General features: G+C 63.0%; 15 protein-coding genes and 1 pseudogene. 9 read left to right on the top strand and 7 right to left on the bottom strand.

Translation table 11 applies throughout. From position 1 onward, the window contains the following. Positions 1–6: 6 nt before the first annotated feature. Positions 7–1,092, bottom strand: a complete 1,086-nt coding sequence (locus AB4Y85_RS08845) for a polyamine ABC transporter substrate-binding protein (RefSeq protein WP_441984512.1) — start codon at positions 1,090–1,092, stop codon at positions 7–9. Between the two features lie 111 nt (positions 1,093–1,203). Then, entirely contained in the window at positions 1,204–2,358 is a 1,155-nt protein-coding gene (locus AB4Y85_RS08850) for an aminotransferase (RefSeq protein WP_441984513.1), read from the bottom strand. Positions 2,359–2,851: 493 nt separating this feature from the next. Here AB4Y85_RS08850 and AB4Y85_RS08855 point away from each other — a divergent pair, with 493 nt between their 5' ends. The 3 genes from AB4Y85_RS08855 to AB4Y85_RS08865 all read left to right on the top strand — a co-directional run bounded on the left by AB4Y85_RS08855 (position 2,852) and on the right by AB4Y85_RS08865 (position 6,926). Further along, a complete protein-coding gene (locus tag AB4Y85_RS08855) occupies positions 2,852–3,856 on the top strand; it encodes a FecCD family ABC transporter permease (protein ID WP_441984514.1) in 1,005 nt (334 codons plus the stop codon). Further along, on the top strand, positions 3,853–4,623 hold the full coding sequence (locus AB4Y85_RS08860; RefSeq protein ID WP_441984515.1) for an ABC transporter ATP-binding protein: 771 nt from the start codon (positions 3,853–3,855) through the stop codon (positions 4,621–4,623). Before AB4Y85_RS08855 ends, AB4Y85_RS08860 begins: the two co-directional genes overlap by 4 nt. A gap of 338 nt (positions 4,624–4,961) precedes the next feature. After that, the gene (locus tag AB4Y85_RS08865; RefSeq protein WP_441984516.1) at positions 4,962–6,926 is read left to right on the top strand and encodes an SDR family NAD(P)-dependent oxidoreductase; all 1,965 of its coding nucleotides are present in this window, start codon (positions 4,962–4,964) and stop codon (positions 6,924–6,926) included. Here the strand turns inward: AB4Y85_RS08865 and AB4Y85_RS08870 are convergent. The 3 genes from AB4Y85_RS08870 to AB4Y85_RS08880 all read right to left on the bottom strand — a co-directional run bounded on the left by AB4Y85_RS08870 (position 6,859) and on the right by AB4Y85_RS08880 (position 9,931). Further along, entirely contained in the window at positions 6,859–7,800 is a 942-nt protein-coding gene (locus tag AB4Y85_RS08870) for an NAD-dependent epimerase/dehydratase family protein (RefSeq protein ID WP_441984517.1), read from the bottom strand. The two genes, AB4Y85_RS08865 and AB4Y85_RS08870, sit on opposite strands and share 68 nt — an antisense overlap. Further along, positions 7,797–8,819 carry an MraY family glycosyltransferase gene (locus tag AB4Y85_RS08875; RefSeq protein ID WP_441984656.1) on the bottom strand — a complete coding sequence of 341 codons (1,023 nt, stop codon included), beginning with the start codon at positions 8,817–8,819 and terminating at the stop codon, positions 7,797–7,799. Before AB4Y85_RS08875 ends, AB4Y85_RS08870 begins: the two co-directional genes overlap by 4 nt. A 104-nt stretch (positions 8,820–8,923) precedes the next feature. Continuing rightward, positions 8,924–9,931, bottom strand: coding sequence for an NAD-dependent epimerase (locus tag AB4Y85_RS08880; protein WP_441984518.1), 1,008 nt, complete (start codon positions 9,929–9,931; stop codon positions 8,924–8,926). A 363-nt stretch (positions 9,932–10,294) separates the two neighbouring features. Here AB4Y85_RS08880 and acnA point away from each other — a divergent pair. From acnA to AB4Y85_RS08895, 3 genes and pseudogenes are all read left to right on the top strand, one after another. Further along, positions 10,295–12,986: pseudogene (gene acnA, locus AB4Y85_RS08885) on the top strand (aconitate hydratase AcnA). A 56-nt stretch (positions 12,987–13,042) separates the two neighbouring features. After that, positions 13,043–14,008 carry a Bug family tripartite tricarboxylate transporter substrate binding protein gene (locus AB4Y85_RS08890; protein WP_441984519.1) on the top strand — a complete coding sequence of 322 codons (966 nt, stop codon included), beginning with the start codon at positions 13,043–13,045 and terminating at the stop codon, positions 14,006–14,008. 280 nt (positions 14,009–14,288) lie between these two features. Then, the gene (locus AB4Y85_RS08895) at positions 14,289–15,212 is read left to right on the top strand and encodes a GntR family transcriptional regulator (RefSeq protein ID WP_441984520.1); all 924 of its coding nucleotides are present in this window, start codon (positions 14,289–14,291) and stop codon (positions 15,210–15,212) included. 11 nt (positions 15,213–15,223) lie between these two features. On the opposite strand, the gene AB4Y85_RS08900 is transcribed toward AB4Y85_RS08895, so the two are convergent. Continuing rightward, positions 15,224–15,370, bottom strand: coding sequence for a hypothetical protein (locus AB4Y85_RS08900; protein ID WP_441984521.1), 147 nt, complete (start codon positions 15,368–15,370; stop codon positions 15,224–15,226). Between the two features lie 555 nt (positions 15,371–15,925). Between AB4Y85_RS08900 and AB4Y85_RS08905 the strand changes: the two genes are divergently transcribed. The 3 genes from AB4Y85_RS08905 (at position 15,926) to AB4Y85_RS08915 (ending at position 16,818) form a co-directional block, all read left to right on the top strand. After that, complete coding sequence (locus AB4Y85_RS08905; protein WP_441984522.1) at positions 15,926–16,135, top strand: cold-shock protein; 210 nt, start codon at positions 15,926–15,928, stop codon at positions 16,133–16,135. A gap of 97 nt (positions 16,136–16,232) precedes the next feature. Then, positions 16,233–16,511 carry a translation initiation factor IF-1 gene (gene infA / locus AB4Y85_RS08910; RefSeq protein ID WP_091134704.1) on the top strand — a complete coding sequence of 93 codons (279 nt, stop codon included), beginning with the start codon at positions 16,233–16,235 and terminating at the stop codon, positions 16,509–16,511. A gap of 43 nt (positions 16,512–16,554) precedes the next feature. Next, positions 16,555–16,818, top strand: a complete 264-nt coding sequence (locus AB4Y85_RS08915) for a hypothetical protein (RefSeq protein ID WP_441984523.1) — start codon at positions 16,555–16,557, stop codon at positions 16,816–16,818. A gap of 200 nt (positions 16,819–17,018) precedes the next feature. Here the strand turns inward: AB4Y85_RS08915 and AB4Y85_RS08920 are convergent, their stop codons facing one another. Beyond that, positions 17,019–17,543, bottom strand: coding sequence for a 2'-5' RNA ligase family protein (locus tag AB4Y85_RS08920; RefSeq protein ID WP_441984524.1), 525 nt, complete (start codon positions 17,541–17,543; stop codon positions 17,019–17,021). Positions 17,544–17,567: the final 24 nt, after the last annotated feature.

Consider the following 17,567-nt stretch of genomic DNA (forward strand, 5'->3'; position numbering starts at 1 on the left):
GGGTGATTAACGGCCCGTCTTCACGCGGGTCCAGAGGCGCGTGACGGCGCGCTGGGAGCGCTCGTCATAGGCCGTGTTGGTGAAGAGGCGCTTCATGGTGGCCTCGTCCGGGTAGATGCCCGGATTGTCGAGGATCGCCTTGTCGATATGCTGCTTGGCGGCGAGATTGCCCGACGCATAGGACACGAAGTTCGTGTTCATGGCGGCGATCTCAGGTTTCATCATGAAGTTGATGAACTCATGCGCCTCGGTCACGTTCTTGGCATCCGCCGGAATCGCGAAGCTGTCGAACCACATGAGCGCGCCCTCGCGCGGGATCACGTAGCCCACCTCGACGCCGTTCTTGGCTTCCTCTGCGCGGTTCTTCGCTTGAACCATGTCGCCCGAATAGCCCACCGCGACGCAGATATCGCCGTTGGCGAGCGCATTGATGTACTCAGAGGAGTGGAACTTCTGAATGTTGCCGCGGATGCGGTAGAGCGCGTCACCCGCCTTGTTCAGATCTTCCTGGCGCTTGGAATCCGGGTTGAGGCCGAGATAGGCCAGCACGCCGGGGAAGAGATCCTCAGGTGAGTCGAGCATGTAGATGCCGCAGGCCTTGAGCTTGGAGGCGATTTCCGGCTTCAGCACCAGGTCCCAGGTGTTGAGCGGCATGTCGCCCAAGGCTTCCTTCACCTTCTTGGTGTTGATGCCGATGCCGGTGGTGCCCCACATGTAGTTGACGGCATATTGGTTGCCCGGATCGAACACGGCGAGGCGCTGCGAGACCTCGGGCCATTGGTTCGAGAGGTTCGGAAGCTTCGACTTGTCGAGCTTCTGGAAGATTTTTGCGCCGATCAGGCGCTGCACGAAGGGGCCTGAGGGCACCACGATGTCATAGCCGGACTTGCCGGCCAGAAGCTTCGTCTCGACGATCTCGTTGTTGTCGTAGGTATCGTAGACGACCTTGATGCCGGTCTGTTTCGTAAACTCGTCGAGCGCCTTGGGGTCCACGTAATCGGACCAGTTATAGACGTTGACCACACGCTCTTGAGCGGCGGCGGCGGTAACAAGGCCGAGGCCCAAAGCAACCGAAGCGAGAAGACGGATCATCAGGGGTGGGAACTCCTCAAGAAAGCAAGAAAAAGCCGTGACCGGCTAGGCGCTTAGTTGAAATCCTCTTAGCCGCCCCGTCAAGGCTGCTTTAAGCCTATCCCCTTCGCATCACGCCGCCCGCTTCACCACATCCGCCAGCCGCTCCAGGCCGGCATCGAGGGTTGCGTCCTTCTTGGCGAAGCAGAAGCGCACCACGTTCTTCACCGCGCCTTCCGCGTAGAAGGCCGAGACCGGGATCCCGGCGACGCCGTGTTCCATGACGAGGCGGCGGCAGAACGCGACGTCGTCGGGCTCGCCCAGCGGCGTGATGTCGATGTTGAGGAAGTAGGTGCCCTGGCTCGGAATCACATCGAAGCCGAGCGTTCGCAAACCGTCCGTTAAGCGGTCGCGGCTGCGGGCGAAGTTTTTGCGCATGTCCAGGAAGTAGCTGTCATCCTTGGCCAATCCGTAAGCCACGGCGGTTTGCAGGTTCGGGGGCGTGGTGAAGGTGAGGAACTGGTGGGATTTCGCCAGCACCTTCACGATGTGCGGCGCGGCGCAGACGAAGCCGACCTTCCAGCCCGTGAGGCTGAAGATCTTGCCCGCCGAGCCGATCTTCACCGAGCGGTCGCGCATGCCGTCCAAGCCCAGCACCGGCTGATGTGTGACGCCATCGAACACGACGTGCTCCCAGACCTCGTCGGAGATGGCGATGGCGTCGAACTTGCGGCAGAACTCGGCGAGCAGAGCGAGGTCCTCATTCGAGAACACGGTTGCCGTCGGGTTGAGCGGGTTGTTGAACACCACGGCCTTGGTCTTCGGCGAGAAGGCCTTCGCCAAAGCCTCTTCGGTGAGCCGGAAATGCGGCGGCTGAAGGGTTACGAATTTCGGAATGCCGCCGGCGAGCCGCACCAGCGGCAGATAGGCGTCGTACATGGGCTCGAACAAAACCACCTCGTCGCCCGGCTCCACGATGCCGAGGATCGCGCCGGCGAGCGCTTCCGTCGCACCGGACGTCACCATCACTTCCGTGTTCGCATCGAGATCGACGCCCTGCCAATGCTTGTAATGGGCGGCGATTCCTGAGCGCAGTTCGGGCAGGCCCATCATCGACGGATATTGGTTATAGCCGTTCAGCACCGCGTCCGCTGCGGCGCGCCGCACATCCTCCGGCCCCGGATCGTCGGGAAAGCCCTGGCCGAGATTGATCGCGCCGGTTTCGCGGGCAAGACTCGACATGACCTCGAAGACGGTGGTGGGCAGGCTGGAGAACAAACGGTTCATGCCGATTCCTCGATCTTGCTTGTGCGGTGGCGCGAAACCGCTTCGTAGCATGGAGTTGAGCGAGATCGAACATGCATTCATGCGCGCCGCGTATGTTCCCTCCTCCTTGCGGGGAGGGTTAGGGTGAGGGTGGTCCGGCTGGGTGAGTGCTTTCAGAATAAAGCGCGGGACTAACCTCTCCCGTGTGGGAGGGGTCGACGCGCGTCAGCGCGGCGGGTGAGGGAATACCTTATCCGGAAAGGGCGGGCCCTCACCCCTGCCCCTCTCCCACCCGGGAGAGGGGATGCCGGTAGAGCTTGCTCGGCATGCTGGATGAAGCGAAGCTCTCTGACTTTCCGACCTCCACCCTTGATCCCTCCCCGCAGGGGAGGGAACAGCGCCATATCGACGACCCCGGATCGGCTGCGCCGTCGGGGATGACGCGTGAGCAACTGGAATAGTGACACCCGGTACTGCTGTTGCTATCGCGGATGGGACAACATCGAACCCGTTCATGCTCCGCTCCCGTCTATCCCTCATTTCCGGCCTGATCCTCCTCATCGGCGGTTTAAGCCTCGCCTCGCTCGCCATCGGTCCCGCACCCATCGGGCCGTGGCGGGCGCTGGTGGCGCTCGTGTCGGATCAGGGCAGCGCCAGCATCGTGGTGCGGGAGATCCGCCTGCCGCGCACGCTCCTGGCGCTCCTCGTCGGCTGGATCTTCGGGCTGACTGGGGCAGCGTTGCAGGGTCTCCTGCGCAATCCTCTGGCCGATACGGCGGTGTTCGGGGCGCCTCAGGCGGCGGCGTTCGGGGCCGTGCTCGTGCTTTATTCGGGGCTCGTCGGCGCTCTCTCCTGGGCTTTGCCCATGGCGGCGATTGCGGGCGCGCTTCTGTCCATCGCCCTCGTGGTGGCGGTGGCGGGGCGGCGGGCGACCGTGGTGGTGCTCGTTCTTGCGGGCCTCGCCATCGGCAGCCTCGCGGGGGCGGGCACATCGCTCGCCATCAGCCTCTCGCCCAATCCCTTTGCCGTCACCGAGATCGTGTTCTGGCTCCTCGGCTCCTTCGAGGACCGATCGGGCCTGCATGTGTGGCTGGCCCTGCCCTTCATCCTCGCGGCATCGGCCCTGGTGCTTTCCACCTCCACGGGCCTGCGGGCCCTGGCCCTGGGCGAGGAGACCGCGCGCAGCCTCGGCACGAATGTGACGCGCCTGCGCCTTCTCATCGTCGCAGGCGCCGCCATCGGTACGGGCGCATCGGTGGCCGTGGCGGGCTCCATCGGCTTCGTGGGCCTCGTCGCGCCCCATCTCGTGCGCTCCTTCGCGGGCTACGATCCGGCTCGTACCCTCGTGCCCTCGGGACTTGCGGGCGCGGCCCTGCTGCTCGCCGCCGATTGCGCGGTGCGCCTCATCCCCTCGCAGACCGAGGTGAAGATCGGCGTGCTTACCGCCATTCTCGGGGTGCCGTTCTTTCTCTGGGTCATCGCCCGCCGCAAGGCCGAGCTCGCGGAGATTCCGGTATGATGCAGGCTCACGCCCTCTCGGTCGATCTCGGCGCCCGCCGCGCGCTGTTTGGCATCGATCTCGATCTGGAGCCCGGCCGGCTCACCGTGATCGTCGGCCCGAACGGCGCGGGCAAGACCACGCTCCTCAAGACCCTGGCCGGATTGATCGAGCCGTCCCAGGGCCAGGTGACGCTCGACGGCAATCCCGTCAGCCATCTGCGCGCAGCCGAGCGCGCGCGCGCCGTCGCCTATCTGCCCCAGAGCGGCGGCATTGCCTGGCCGATCCCCGTGGCCGACGTCGTGGCGCTCGGCCGCCTGCCCCATGGCGAGAAGCCCGACGCGCTGCCTCCGCTTGGCCGTGAGGCCGTGGCGGCGGCGATCCGCTCCGTCGGGCTCCAGGACTATGAAGCCCGCTCGGCCCTGGAACTTTCGGGCGGCGAGCGGGCTCGGGTGCTGCTGGCGCGGGCCCTGGCGACGCAGGCGCCGATCCTCCTGGCCGACGAGCCCGTCGCCGCCCTTGACCCGCGCCATCAGCTCACCGTGCTCGACGTGCTGAAAACCCAGGCCCGCATGGGCCGCACGGTCGCGGTCATCATGCACGACCTGACGCTCGCCGCCCGCTTCGCCGACCGGATCGTCCTGCTCGACCGGGGGCAAGTGGCGGCGTCCGGAAACCCTGAGGCCGTCTTGACGCAAGCCCAGCTTGCCGCGAGCTTCGGCATCGCGGCACATGTTTCCCACGAAGAGGGCCGGCTCATCGTGGTGGCGGAACGGCCCTTGCCTTAGGCCGAGCAGCGGCACTGCAAGCGGGCAAAGCGGTCATATTATTGCATTGACAAAGGGGGAGGCGCGGTCGATACCGCGAGCCAAGGCGTAGAAAGCAAAGGTTAAGGGAATTAGCCCTTTTCTTTACATTCCATGCCCCTTTTATGAAGCGGCGCATCGTGGGTTTGGGCAACCCGGGACCACTCTTCACGGGCGTGGCCCTTCGAGTCGCCGACGCGGACCGGGTTCCGCGCGATGCTTTCTCCTTGGATGGGAGCATCGTTCGTGTGGAACTAGCGGTCCGCGCTCGCGAAAACCAGGTCCACTTTTCCGCCCGATGCTCTAGAGTTGGCACGCACATGAATCGTCAGAGTCTCAAGAAAGCGCTCATCGTCGTCCACGATCTCGGGATGACGGCTGCCGCCGTCGTCGCGACGTTCTACGTGCGCTTCGAAGGCGGCCTCCTGAATGAGCGCCTGAGTCATCTGCCGCTGTTCCTGCCGCCCTTCGTGCTTTATGCGGGCGTCGTCTACTGGATCTTCCACCTCTACCGGTCCAAGTGGCGCTTCGCCTCCCTGCCCGATCTCTTCAATATCTTCCGGGCCTCCACGGTGCTGGCGCTGACTCTGCTCGTGGTCGATTACGTGCTGCTCTCGCCGCAATTCTTCGGCTTCTTCTTTTTCGGCAAGATCACCATCGCCCTCTACTGGCTGATCCAGATGTTCCTGCTGGGCGGCCCGCGCCTTGCTTTCCGCTATGTGAAATACGCCCGCTCGCGCCAGACCATCCAGCGCGATTCCAACACGCCGACCCTGCTGCTCGGGCGCGGCAGCGATGTGGAGGTGGTGCTGCGGGCCATCGAGACGGGCACCGTCAAGAAGATGCGGCCCAAGGGCATCCTGTCCTACCGCTCGGACGATCTCGGCCAGTCGATCCGCGGCGTGCCGGTGCTGGGCACCTTCACCGACATCGAGCAGGTCATCCAGGATTTCCAGGAGCGCGGCGAGGCGATCCGCCGTCTCGTGGCAACCCCCGGCGCGCTCGCGCCTGAGGCCAATCCGGACATGCTGCTTGCCCGCGCCCGCCGCCTCGGTCTGCCGCTCGTGCGCGTCACGAGCCTGGGCGAAGGCATGCGCGATGCGGAATTGGCGCCCCTCGAAATCGAGGACCTGCTGCTGCGCCCCACGGTGCAGATCGACCGGCAGCGGCTGGAGAACTTCATTCGCGGCAAGCGCGTGCTGGTGACCGGCGGCGGCGGCTCCATCGGCTCGGAAATCTGCGGCCGCGTCGTCGCCTTCGGGGCGAGCGATCTGATGATCGTGGAAAGCTCCGAGCCGTCGCTGCATCACATTCTCGAAAACCCGACGCTTCTCTCCAGCGATACGAATGTGGACGGCGTCATTGCCGACGTGCGTGACCGGGAGCGTGTTCGCGAGGTCATGAACGCGTTCCGCCCCGACGTGGTGTTCCACGCCGCCGCCCTCAAGCATGTTCCCTATCTCGAGAAAAACTGGACCGAAGGCATCAAGACCAATGTGTTCGGCTCGGTGAACGTGGCCGATGCGGCGGTGGAGGCCGGCGCCAATCAGGTGGTGGTGATCTCCACCGACAAAGCCATCGATCCCGTCTCGATGCTCGGTGCAACCAAGCGGTTCGCCGAGATGTACGGGCAGGCTCTCGATGCCGAATTCATGGGCCGCAACGGCGCCACGCGCATCATCGCCGTGCGCTTCGGCAACGTGCTCGGCTCGGTTGGTTCGGTGGTTCCCAAGTTCAAGGCGCAGATCGCGCGGGGCGGGCCGATCACGGTCACGCATCCCGACATGGTGCGCTACTTCATGACGACACGCGAAGCCGCCGATCTCGTGCTCACCTCCGCCTCTCATGCGGACCAGGGCAGCATCCGCATGCAGACCACGAACAGCGATGAGCGCGCTTCGGTCTACGTGCTGAAGATGGGCCAGCCCGTGCGCATCTACGAACTCGCCGAGCGCATGATTCGTCTGGCCGGCTATGAGCCCGGCGAGGATATCGAGATCTCTGTCACCGGCACGCGGCCGGGTGAGCGTCTCCATGAGATCCTCTTTGCCCGCGAGGAACCGCGCACCGAAATCGGCATCGACGGCGTCATGGCGGCGAAGCCCATCTTCGCCGACCGCACCAAGGTCGATCAATGGCTGGATGCGCTCGACCGTGCCCTCAAGGCCGGTGACCGCGCGGCGGCGGAGAAGGTGTTCGAGGACGCGATCCCCGAATTCAAGCGCCGCTCTGCTCCGCCGCAGCCTGCCGCGCCAGTTCAGCAAGCCCGTCTCGCGTCGAATTGACGGGCTGCCAGCCGAGCCGCCTCAACGCCTCCGGGCTCGCCACGAGTGAGCCCGACAGGCGCTCATAGGCCTCGGCCTTCCCCGTGAGCGAAGCGGCGGCGCCGAGCATGAAGGACGGCACGGGGATCAGCCCCGGCCCGCGTCCGAAGCCTTTGCGAAACGCCGCCACGATCTCAGGCACTGTCACTGGCTCCGGATCTGCCGCGATGAAGGCGCGCCTCAAGGGACCGGGCGCTTTGAGCAGAATGTCCAGAGCCGCCGTGAGGTTGTCGAGGGAGAGAAGCGAGCGCTTGCCCTTCAAGCCGCCGAGCGGCAGCGGCCAGGGCGATTGCGAAAGCGCCAGAAGCGCCGCCATGTTGCCCTTCACGCCCGGTCCATAGACCAGCACCGGGCGAAGCGCCGCCCAGTCCAGGCCGAGTTGGCTTAAGCCCCTTTCGGCTTCCAACTTCGAGCGGCCATAGGCGTCGGTCGGCTGCGGCTCCATCTCTTCGGTCAGAACGCCCTTCGCCACCGGCCCGCTCTGCGCGCGGATGGAGGAGAGGAAGATGAAGCGTTTCACGCCTGCGCGCTCGGCGGCCTGAGCGAGTTTGATCGTGGCTTCCGTGTTGATGGTGCGATAGTCGTTTTCGGGCTGGCCCGACATGGCGTGCGCCAGGCCCGCCGAATGGATCACCATATCCACATCGCGCAAAGCCGCCGCCATGTTCTGGGGCGAGGCGATATCGCCGATCACCGCGCTCGATGCGCCCTCGGGCACCTGATCGGGCCGGCGCAGCAGCACCCGCACGCGGTAGCCGCGCCTGGGCAACTCGTTCAGAAGGTGACGGCCGATGAAACCCGTGGCGCCGGTCAGGGCAATCAGGGGTGTACTCATCGGGAAACCTCCAGGGACGAAACAGGGCGCGGCTGGGAAAAGCGCCGGAGAACCAGGCTTACGAGAACGATTCCCACAACGAGAGCGCCAGCCTGCACGATGCCGGACGGCCATGCGAGTGTCATAGCGGCGAGAGCGGCCAGGACAAGGTTGAGCCCGAACACATGCGTGACGACGGACATGACGGAGAAGCCGTTGGTCGTCGCCTGCTGGTAGAAATGACTGCGATGCGCCTCCCACACCTTCTCGCGCCGCGCGAGACGGCGCAGCAGGGTGATGGTGGCGTCCATCAGGTAGTAGAGCGGCAGCAGGAGCGCTGCGGCGAGCGCGCCTGTGCCCGCCAACTCCAGCAGCATCCAGCCGACGAGCAGGCCGATGGGGAGCGAGCCCACATCGCCGAGGAAGAGGCGCGCGACGGGCTTGTTGAACGGGGCGAAGCCAAGGAGGGCGCCAGAGAGCGCGATGGCCACCACGCCAACAGGTGACGATATATGAGCCATACTGGCAAGGATCGCGATAGCTGCCGTCACTGGCACCATCTCGGCGACGGTCATCCAGTCGAGGCCATCCATGAAATTGACGAGGTTAACGAACCAGACGCCAGCGAAAACCAGAAGAAGCTGTTCGAGCCATAACGGAAACTCTTCTGGAAGAATCCTGAGATCGCTCGGCAGGATAACCGCCGCGACGGCTCCTGTTTGCAGAAGAATGCGAAAGCTTGCAGGCAATGGACGAATATCATCGATAGCACCAATTGCCGCCAGAGCGATGGATACGCCTGCGAGAACGAACAGGATGGACCATTTGTCCGGCCAACCCAAAACAAGCAATGGCAGCGCTACCGCCATCACTACCGCGCCGATAATCGCAATGCCTCCACCTTGCGGTGTCGGATCCTTGTGGCTTGAGCGGGCGTTGGGACGAGCCAAGGCATAGCGCACAAGAAATGGCCGCAGGAGAGCGATGAGGATGATCGAAAATAAACTCGCAGGGATCAAAAATGCCAGCGCGAATACGATCCCCAAACCTGCATATGGATCAGGGCCGGCCGAGAGCAGAAAGGCTGGTATATAAATGGCAAGCCATAGGCCCAGCAGCGTAAAATAAACCGGGATCATATCTCTCAAGCCCCGTGATATTCTTTGTACCATTCGACGAAGCGCTTCACGCCGTCTTCGAGTGATGTCGAAGGCGCGAAGCCCACGTCGCGGCGCAGGTCCGTCACGTTCGCACGGGTTTCGAGAACATCGCCCGGCGGCAGGGGTACGTCCACGCGGTTGGCTTTTTTGCCGAGCGCATTCTCGATGATCGCGACGAGGTGGTTCACTTCTTCCGGGTTGTCGTTGCCGATGTTGTAGACCCGGTGCGGCGCGGCGCTCGTTGCGGGATCGGGATATTCGGCGTTCCAATCGGGATTGGCCTTGGGCGCATGTTCCACCAGCCGCAGGATGCCTTCCACGATGTCGTCCACATAGGTGAAATCGCGCCAGACCTTACCCGCATTGGCCACCTGGATCTCGCGGCCCTCGGCGATGGCGTGCGTGAACTTGTATACCGCCATGTCTGGGCGTCCCCAGGGGCCGTAGACCGTGAAGAAACGCAGGCCCGTGCATGGGAGGCCGAATAGAGAGGCGTAGGAATGCGCCATCATCTCGTTGGCCTTCTTGGTGGCCGCATAGAGGCTGATCGGGTGCTCGGTGCCGTCATGCTCGGAGAAGGGCAGCTTGCGGTTCGCACCATAGACGGAGCTGGAGGAGGCATAGACCAGGTGCTCGATCCCACCGTGGCGGCAGGCCTCGAGCATGTTCATGAACCCGATGAGGTTCGAGGCGGCATAGGGCCGGGGATCGACGAAGCGCACGCCGGGCTGGGCTGCAAGGTGGATCACGCGAGTGAAGCGGTGGCGCTGAAAGAGATCGCGCGTCGCCTCCGCGTCGGCGAGATCGATGCGCTCGGGCGTGAAGATATTGTGCGGGGTAAGCCGCGCGAAGCGGGCCTCTTTCAGGGCGACGTCGTAATACGGGGTGAAGCTGTCCACGCCCACCACATGCTGCCCCTGCGCCAGCAGGCGCTGAGTCACATGATAGCCGATGAACCCGGCGGCGCCGGTCACGAGGATGGGAGACGACATAAAGATGGCCCGTAGGATCAGACGGCGGGCACCATAACGCATTGCAAAAAAATGTGGACCCGGTTTTCCGCTTCCCGGACTCGGACGGCCCGGAAGAGGGCGCGGGTTCCCTCCCCGCCAGGGGGAAAGGCAGGGTTGGGGGCTATGGCCGGGTGAGCGTTTTGAAGTGAAGCACCGCCCAACCTTTCCCTCAAGGAGTGGTGAGGCAACGCCCGATTCATCAGCCGCTCACCATCTCACACCAGCTTGGCCGTAACCGCCAAGCATAACCCGCTTTAGTATATTACAATCCTGAAATGCAAAATTAGATTTGCATTTAAATAATTCATTATGCAATCTCTGGCCATGTCCAATGCTCCAGACATGCAAGCCGCTCTCGCGACGATGACCATCAACCGTCGGCGGCACCGCATCGTCGACCTGCCGGCTTCCGCTGGAGAGGCCCTTCATCGCCTGCCGCATATTCTGCGCATCATGTTGGAGAACGTGCTCCGCAATGCGGGGGACGATGCGCCCCGTGCCAAGGCGGCGATCCTGAATTGGCTGGAGACGGGACGGAGCGAAGAGGAGATCCCGTTTCTGCCGGGCCGGGTGCTGATGCACGACACCACATGCGGCCCTGCCCTGGTGGATATCGCCGGCATGCGCGCTTCGCTGGCTGAAGCGGGGCATGACCCGAGCCTCCTCAATCCCGTCCTCCCGGTCGATGTGTCGACGGATCATTCCCTGGGCGTCGATGTCTTCGGCACGCCCGATGCTCTGCGGCGCAACATGGAACGCGAGTATGGGCTCAACGCCGAGCGCTACCGCTTCATGAAATGGGGCCACGCATGCGCTGACCGGAATGCGCATCCATCCGCCCGGCACCGGCATCATGCACACGCTCAATCTCGAGCGGCTGGCGAGCGTCGTCACGACCGCGGAGCGCGACGGCGTGTCGTGGGCCATGCCCGATACGCTCATCGGCACCGACAGCCACACGCCGATGATCAACGGAATCGGCGTGCTCGGCTGGGGCGTCGGCGGGCTTGAAGCGGAAAGCGTGTTCTTCGGCATGCCGGTGATGATCCGCGTGCCGGATGTGATCGGCGTTCGTCTCACCGGCCACCTGAAGCAAGGCGTGCTCGCCACCGATCTCGCACTCACCGTCACGGAGCGCTTGAGGCGCATCGATCTGGCGGATCGCTTCGTCGAATTCTATGGCGAGGGCGTGTCGACGCTCTCGGCAGGCGACCGCGCCGTCATCGCCAACATGACACCGGAATTCGGCGCCAATTCCGGTTTTTTCCCCATCGACGATCACACGCTGCGCTACCTGAGCGAGACGGGCCGCACAAAAGAGCATGTCCGCCTCGTGGAGGAATACGCCAAGCGGCAGGGCCTGTGGTTCGATCCGAAAGCAGCCCCCCGCTACACGGACATTGTCGAGATCGATCTCGGCGAGGTCGAGGTCAGCCTTGCAGGACCGCGCCGTCCGCAGGATCGCATTTCGGCGGGTCAAACCGTCGAAGCGTTTGCGCCGATGCTGGCGGGCCGCACGACTCAAGAGGGCCAGCCTGGCGACGGCTCCGTGGCGATTGCGGCTATCACCAGCTGCACCAACACATCCGATCCGAGACTTCTCGTCGCCGCGGGTCTCGTGGCCCGCAAGGCGCGTCAGTTCGGCCTCACGCCTCCCCCCTGGGTGAAGACGTCGCTCGCACCGGGGTCGCCCACGGCGGAACGCTATCTTCGCCGCGCCGGATTGCTGGAAGATCTCGAAGCGGTCGGCTTCGGCATCGTCGGCTATGGCTGCACGACCTGCATCGGCAATTCTGGCCCCATGCCCGCGATCATCGAACAGGCCATGACGGAGCGCGGCATCGTTCCCGTCGCCGTTCTGTCCGGTAACCGCAATTTCCCGGGCCGCGTTCATCCGCAGCTGGAAGCGGGCTTCCTCGCGTCACCACCGCTCGTCGTCGCCTTTGCGCTGGCAGGCGACGTGAACCGTGACATCCTGAAAGACCCGATCACCCGCTCACCTACAGGCGAGGAGGTCAGGCTCGCGGATCTCTGGCCGACCGGCGACGAGATCGATGCGGCTCTCGCAACCGCCATGAATGCTGGCGATTACGAGATCGCCTACGAGCAGGCCGAGGCCAGTGAAACCTGGCGCGTTCTCGATGCACCCGCGACCGATCTGTTTCCGTGGAATCCCGGTTCAACCTATATCCGCCGCCCGCCTTTCGCAGGCTTCGGCAAGGGCACGCTGCTCGGTTCCTACGCTGCGCATCCGCTGCTCGTGCTCGGCGACGACATCACGACCGATCACATCTCTCCAGCCGGACAAATTCCGTCAGTCGGTGAGGCCGCCGAATACCTCGTCGAGCGCGGTGAGAATCGCCGCGACCTGAATGTGTTCGCGTCACGGCGCGGTAATTGGGAAGCGATGGTGCGCGGGCTGTTCACCAACAAATCCGTGCGCAATCTCCTCGATCCGCAGATCGCACCGGGCTTCACGATTCATGTGGGATCGGGCGAGCATCTGCCGCTCTGGAAGGCCGCCGACCGCTATGCCCAGGAGGGCACTTCCGTCGTCGTTGTGGCGGGTGAGCGCTATGGCATGGGTTCGTCGCGGGATTGGGCCGCGAAAGGCGTGTCGCTTCTCGGCGCCCGAGCCGTGCTGGCAACGAGCTTCGAGCGCATTCACCGCTCGAACCTGATCGGCATGGGCATCCTGCCCCTGCGCCTGCCGGCTGACCGGCATCCCAGCAGCCTTCATCTTCATCCCGGCGATCGGATTCTCATCGATGCCGATCCCAGCCGCATCGCGCCACGCTGCACCGTTCCTGTCGCGATCCAGCGCGTATCGGGCGAGGGCGAAACGTTCCACGCCACCGCCGCCATCGAGACCGGGCTCGAAGTCGAGATCCTGCGCGGCGGCGGCGGCATCATTCCTCACATTCTGCAGCGCGCCGTCAACGCGGAGGCCACAAGCCGCGAGACGCCTGCATCGGACTTCACCGGCAACGGTGAAAGCACACGGCGAAAAGCCTCGCCGCATATCCGGCGCTGAGCGGCAACGCCCGCTTCAGCGCTCACCATCTTACGCAACCTTAAAGGGAGGAAATCGTGAGCCATTTCACCAAGACCATCCGCGGCGTCGCCGTTGCGGCTCTCACCCTCGTCGCCTCCTCTGCCTTCGCGCAGCAGGAATTGAAGATCATGGCGCCGGCAGGCCCCGGCGGCGGCTGGGATTCGGCGGCCCGGTCCATTCAGCAGGTGCTCACGCAAACGGGCCTCGCGAAAAGCGTGCAGGTGACCAATGTCACCGGCGCGGGCGGCACCGTGGGCTTGGCCCAGTTCGTCAACACGACGAAGGGCGACCCGAACCAACTCATGGTCAACGGCATCACCATGCTCGGCGCGATCCTCACCAACAAGGCACCCGTCGGTCTTGATCAGGTCACGCCGATTGCCCGCCTGACCGGCGATCCGCTCGTGATCGTCGTGCCCGCCAATTCGCCGATCAAGTCGGTGAAGGAGCTGGCCGATGCGGCGAAGGCCGATCCTGCGAAGGTCACCTGGGCCGGCGGCTCCGCCGGTGGCTCGGATCACATTCTCGCGGCTCTCTTCACCAAGGCTGCGGGCTCCGACCCATCGAAGGTCAACTATATTGCCTTCTCCGGCGGCGGCGAGGCCCTGGCGGCCATGCTCGGCGGACGCGTGACGGCAGGCGTGTCCGGCTATGGCGAGTTCGAAAGCCAGATCAAGGCGAGCAAGCTGCGCGCTCTTGCGGTCTCCTCCGGCAAGCGCCTTGCGGGTGCCGATGTGCCCACCCTCAAGGAGCAGGGCATGGATGTGGAGGTCGTGAACTGGCGCGCGATCATGGCCGCTCCCGGCATTAACCCTGAGCAGAAGAAGGCGCTTACCGACACGGCCGAGAAGCTGGTGAAGTCCAAGGAATGGGCGGAAACCTTGAAGCAGCGCGGCTGGGAGGATTTCTATCTCGCAGGCGATGCCTTCACCGCCTTCCTCAAGGAAGAACAGGCCCGCGTCGGCGACATCCTGAAATCCATTGGCCTCGTGAAGGCCTGATGCCTAGAGCTGTTTCCGCTTCCGTGGAATCAGCTCTCGTCTTTGCTTAGTCGCATTTTTCACGGTGAAGCGGACCCGATTTTGCGGACGACCGATGCTCTCACTCAGAGAGAAAGCATCGGATCAATCCAAAAAGTGCAGATCCGCTTTTTGGTCCAATGCTATAGCGGCTGGGAGGTCAGCGATCTTCCAGCCGACCCCTGCGCAACGCGTCATGCGATGCTATACCTGACTTCAGAATCGCAAGAACGCTCATGCAAGGGCGAGGTCAGGTTTTTCAATGAGTGCTTCCGTCAGTGAACGCGCCCCCGGCAGCAAGCGGGAAATGACCGAGGGGCTTGCCGCGCGGATTCTCGACCATATCCGTGGATCGGGCCTCGCTGAGGGCACCCATGTCACAGCGCAGGAACTGGCCGAGCGTTTCAGCGTCTCGCGCTTTCCCGTCAATCAGGCCCTGCAATTGCTTGCTTCGAAAGGCGTTCTCACGCACGAGCGCAATCGCGGCTACTTCGTCTCGTCGGCCAAGGATGCCTCACCCGAAATCCTTGGTCTCGTAGTCAGGGACGATGCATCCGCAATCTATTTCAGGATCGCCGAGGACCATCTCCATGGCCGCCTGCCGGACCCGGCCTCCGAAGCCTATCTCAAGGATGCTTATGGGGCGACGAAAGCACAGCTGAACGCGGTGTTGAGCCGGATTGCGCAGGAAGGCTGGGCCGAACGCCGGCCCGGCTACGGCTGGTCGTTTTCCCCCATGCTCACGACGCCCGAGAGCCTGGAGCAGACCTACCGGGTCCGCTTGGTGCTCGAACCGGCGGCGCTGCTGGAGCCGACCTATCACCTCGATTCGGATATTGCTGCGCGCTGCCGCGAGGCGGAGCTCCGATTGCTTGGCGGCGCCATCGAGACCGACAGCGCCGATGCGCTCCACGAGCGCGGTGTGCGCTTTCACGAGGCTATCATCGGGGCGTCGGGCAATCCGTTCTTTCTGGAAGCCGTGCGGCGCATCAACCGCGTCCGCCGCCTCCTCTCCTACCGCTCGATGGTCGACCGCAAGCGCTATCGCCAGCAATGCGAGGAGCACCTCGAGATTTTGGACCTCTTGGAGCAAGGCAGGAACGGAGAGGCCTCTCAGGCTCTACGCCGCCATCTGGAACACATGATCGAGAACCTGCAACAGATTAGGCCGATCCTCGAGCGCTGATGCGCATTCAATCAGCCAAGGATCTCGAGAACGATCTGGCGGAGCTCTTCGCGGGAGAGGCCGGTCGGTTGGGACTTGGGTGCGGTCTTGGCCTGAGGCATGAGTTTAGAAGGCACAGCCTTCTTATGGATATGAGCGGAGCTGATAGAGGTAGACATAGGTAATTCCTTTAGTTGCACCGATTCTCGGTCAAGCAACATGAATGAGGTTGAAAACGTCGAAGCCACGCAACGACGTGAATACGCCCGCTATGCGGACGCCATATGACAATCGATGTGACGGAAAGCAGGCTCGGCGCTCGATCTGGAGCTAAGGAGAGCAGGCCGAACATGTCGGATTGGATAGATCCTATATGGATCATGGCACCATGAATTGCAAGAACATTCCAGAATTGCCGAAGAAATCACCTCCGACCCGCAGCTCAATAGAGCCGAAATAGATCATTCATTTCAAAGGATTTGCCTGACCCCGGTCGGATCTTGGATTGAACCTCCGAACGGCCTTGAAACTATTTTATCAAAGTGCCTTGTATTCGCCCCAATAGGGCACTAGATGTTTTTCCATCGACATTTGGCCGGACAATCGGGCCGTTACGCCTTGGCATGCCAGGCGCACGTTCAGACTTCTCCCAAACATCGACGAACCCGAGACTGAGGTCGTGCTTACGCACGCCTTCGGGCTCACGTGCACTGACAGACTACAAGGATATTCCCATGATTACGGGCACCGTGAAATTCTACAACGACCAAAAGGGCTTCGGCTTCATCCAGCCCGATAACGGCGACAAGGACGTGTTCGTCCACGCGACCGCTCTCGAGCGCGCTGGCATCCGCGGCCTCCGCGAAGGCCAGAAGGTCACCTTCGACACGGCGGAAGACCGCCGCTCCGGCAAGGTTGCCGTGAACAACATCCAGACGGCCTAATTCACCGTCTCTCATCAAGCGGCGCAGGAACCTGCGCCGCTTGTCAAAGCCGCCCTTCGGGAGCGGCTTTTTTGTTTTCCGCGAAAGGAATCTCTCAATGGCCAAAGAAGAACTGATCACATTCGAAGGCGAAGTCGTCGAGATCCTGCCTGACGCCCGCTACCGCGTGAAGCTGGAAAGCGGCCATGAGATCGTCGCCTATACGGCCGGCAAGATGAAGAAGAACCGCATCAAGACGCTCGCCGGCGACCGCGTGACCGTCGAGATGTCGCCCTACGATCTCGACAAGGGCCGGCTCATCTTCCGTCACAAGGACAGCGGTTCGGGTGCTCCCCGTCCGGCAGGCGCGCGCCGCCCGCAGTTCCGGCGCCGCTAACAGGCGTTACGGCTGAGTGATCTCAGCCGAGAGAAGGTTCGAAATGCCTGAAAAAACCTGGACGTTCGAGGCCGGCGATCTGGTGCCGGACTGGCTCATGCGCCAGACCAACTGCGTCTTGCGGTTTGGCCGGGACGCCATCGTCGTCGAGAGCAACAACGAGTTCCAGATCTACCCGGCCAGTGCCATGGATGCGGACGATACGATGGTCCTGGCCGAGATCATCGATCAGGACATCGATGCCGAGATCGAGCACACCATGCCGATCAAGGCTCACACCGCTCCCCGGTCGATGTCTCTCAATTGACCCATTCCCATCGAGGATTAGAGCTGCTTTCGCTTGCGTGAAATCACCTCTAATCCTGGTCGCCCGCTGGGTCCGCACGATGCCCTACAGCATCGGACCAAAAAGTGGATTTGCACTTTTTGGGTTGAGCCGATGCTTTCGCTCTCTGAATGAGAGCATCGTTCGCCCGCAAAACTGGGTCCACTTTTGCGCACGATGCTCTAGGCGGATAGACGAGCCTCATATCTGATCCGCCACTCCTCGATAGGCGTCTGCTGTGAAGACGCCACGATGCAGATCCTGTCGAACCTTACGCTCCTGCCTTGCCATCCATTCCGCAAAACAGCGATGGCATCCGTTTTCTCCGGGCTTTTCGCGACTCCGTAGGCCAGGGAGATATGGGGCATGAAAGCCTCGACGCTTCCCACCTTGAAAAGATCGACGGCCCTTTCCTTCAGCATCCTGAGCTGCACTGTCACGGGAAAACGCGCATAGAACGAGCGATAATAAAGCTCGCTTTCCTCAACGGTCTCAACCGGCGCCTCGAACGGCGCTATTCCGCTCGCCACCTGCTCAGCAAGCGGCTTCAACTCCTCGCAACTTCTCGGCATATCCTCCACGAGCGTGAGATGCGGTTGGAAAACCGGGCTGCCGAAGCGCTTGGCGAGATCGCGGGCGATTGTTGAGAAAGCCTCCTCCTGATCGGCGGGAGGCATCAGCCAGATGGAATGATAAACGCCGCTCATGTCCTGCCTCGTTAAAATTCAATC

It is taken from the genome of Microvirga sp. 2YAF29 (assembly GCF_052114605.1).
Lineage (GTDB): Bacteria > Pseudomonadota > Alphaproteobacteria > Rhizobiales > Beijerinckiaceae > Microvirga.

Coding starts and splice junctions, on each gene's coding strand:
- AB4Y85_RS08895 (WP_441984520.1), top strand. CDS start 14,289: ATGAGTGCTTCCGTCAGTGAACGCGCCCCCGGCAGCAAGCGGGAAATG.
- AB4Y85_RS08870 (WP_441984517.1), bottom strand. CDS start 7,800: ATGAGTACACCCCTGATTGCCCTGACCGGCGCCACGGGTTTCATCGGC.
- AB4Y85_RS08920 (WP_441984524.1), bottom strand. CDS start 17,543: ATGAGCGGCGTTTATCATTCCATCTGGCTGATGCCTCCCGCCGATCAG.
- AB4Y85_RS08865 (WP_441984516.1), top strand. CDS start 4,962: ATGAATCGTCAGAGTCTCAAGAAAGCGCTCATCGTCGTCCACGATCTC.
- AB4Y85_RS08880 (WP_441984518.1), bottom strand. CDS start 9,931: ATGTCGTCTCCCATCCTCGTGACCGGCGCCGCCGGGTTCATCGGCTAT.
- AB4Y85_RS08860 (WP_441984515.1), top strand. CDS start 3,853: ATGATGCAGGCTCACGCCCTCTCGGTCGATCTCGGCGCCCGCCGCGCG.
- AB4Y85_RS08915 (WP_441984523.1), top strand. CDS start 16,555: ATGCCTGAAAAAACCTGGACGTTCGAGGCCGGCGATCTGGTGCCGGAC.
- AB4Y85_RS08855 (WP_441984514.1), top strand. CDS start 2,852: ATGCTCCGCTCCCGTCTATCCCTCATTTCCGGCCTGATCCTCCTCATC.
- AB4Y85_RS08905 (WP_441984522.1), top strand. CDS start 15,926: ATGATTACGGGCACCGTGAAATTCTACAACGACCAAAAGGGCTTCGGC.
- AB4Y85_RS08900 (WP_441984521.1), bottom strand. CDS start 15,370: ATGTCTACCTCTATCAGCTCCGCTCATATCCATAAGAAGGCTGTGCCT.
- AB4Y85_RS08845 (WP_441984512.1), bottom strand. CDS start 1,092: ATGATCCGTCTTCTCGCTTCGGTTGCTTTGGGCCTCGGCCTTGTTACC.
- AB4Y85_RS08850 (WP_441984513.1), bottom strand. CDS start 2,358: ATGAACCGTTTGTTCTCCAGCCTGCCCACCACCGTCTTCGAGGTCATG.
- infA (WP_091134704.1), top strand. CDS start 16,233: ATGGCCAAAGAAGAACTGATCACATTCGAAGGCGAAGTCGTCGAGATC.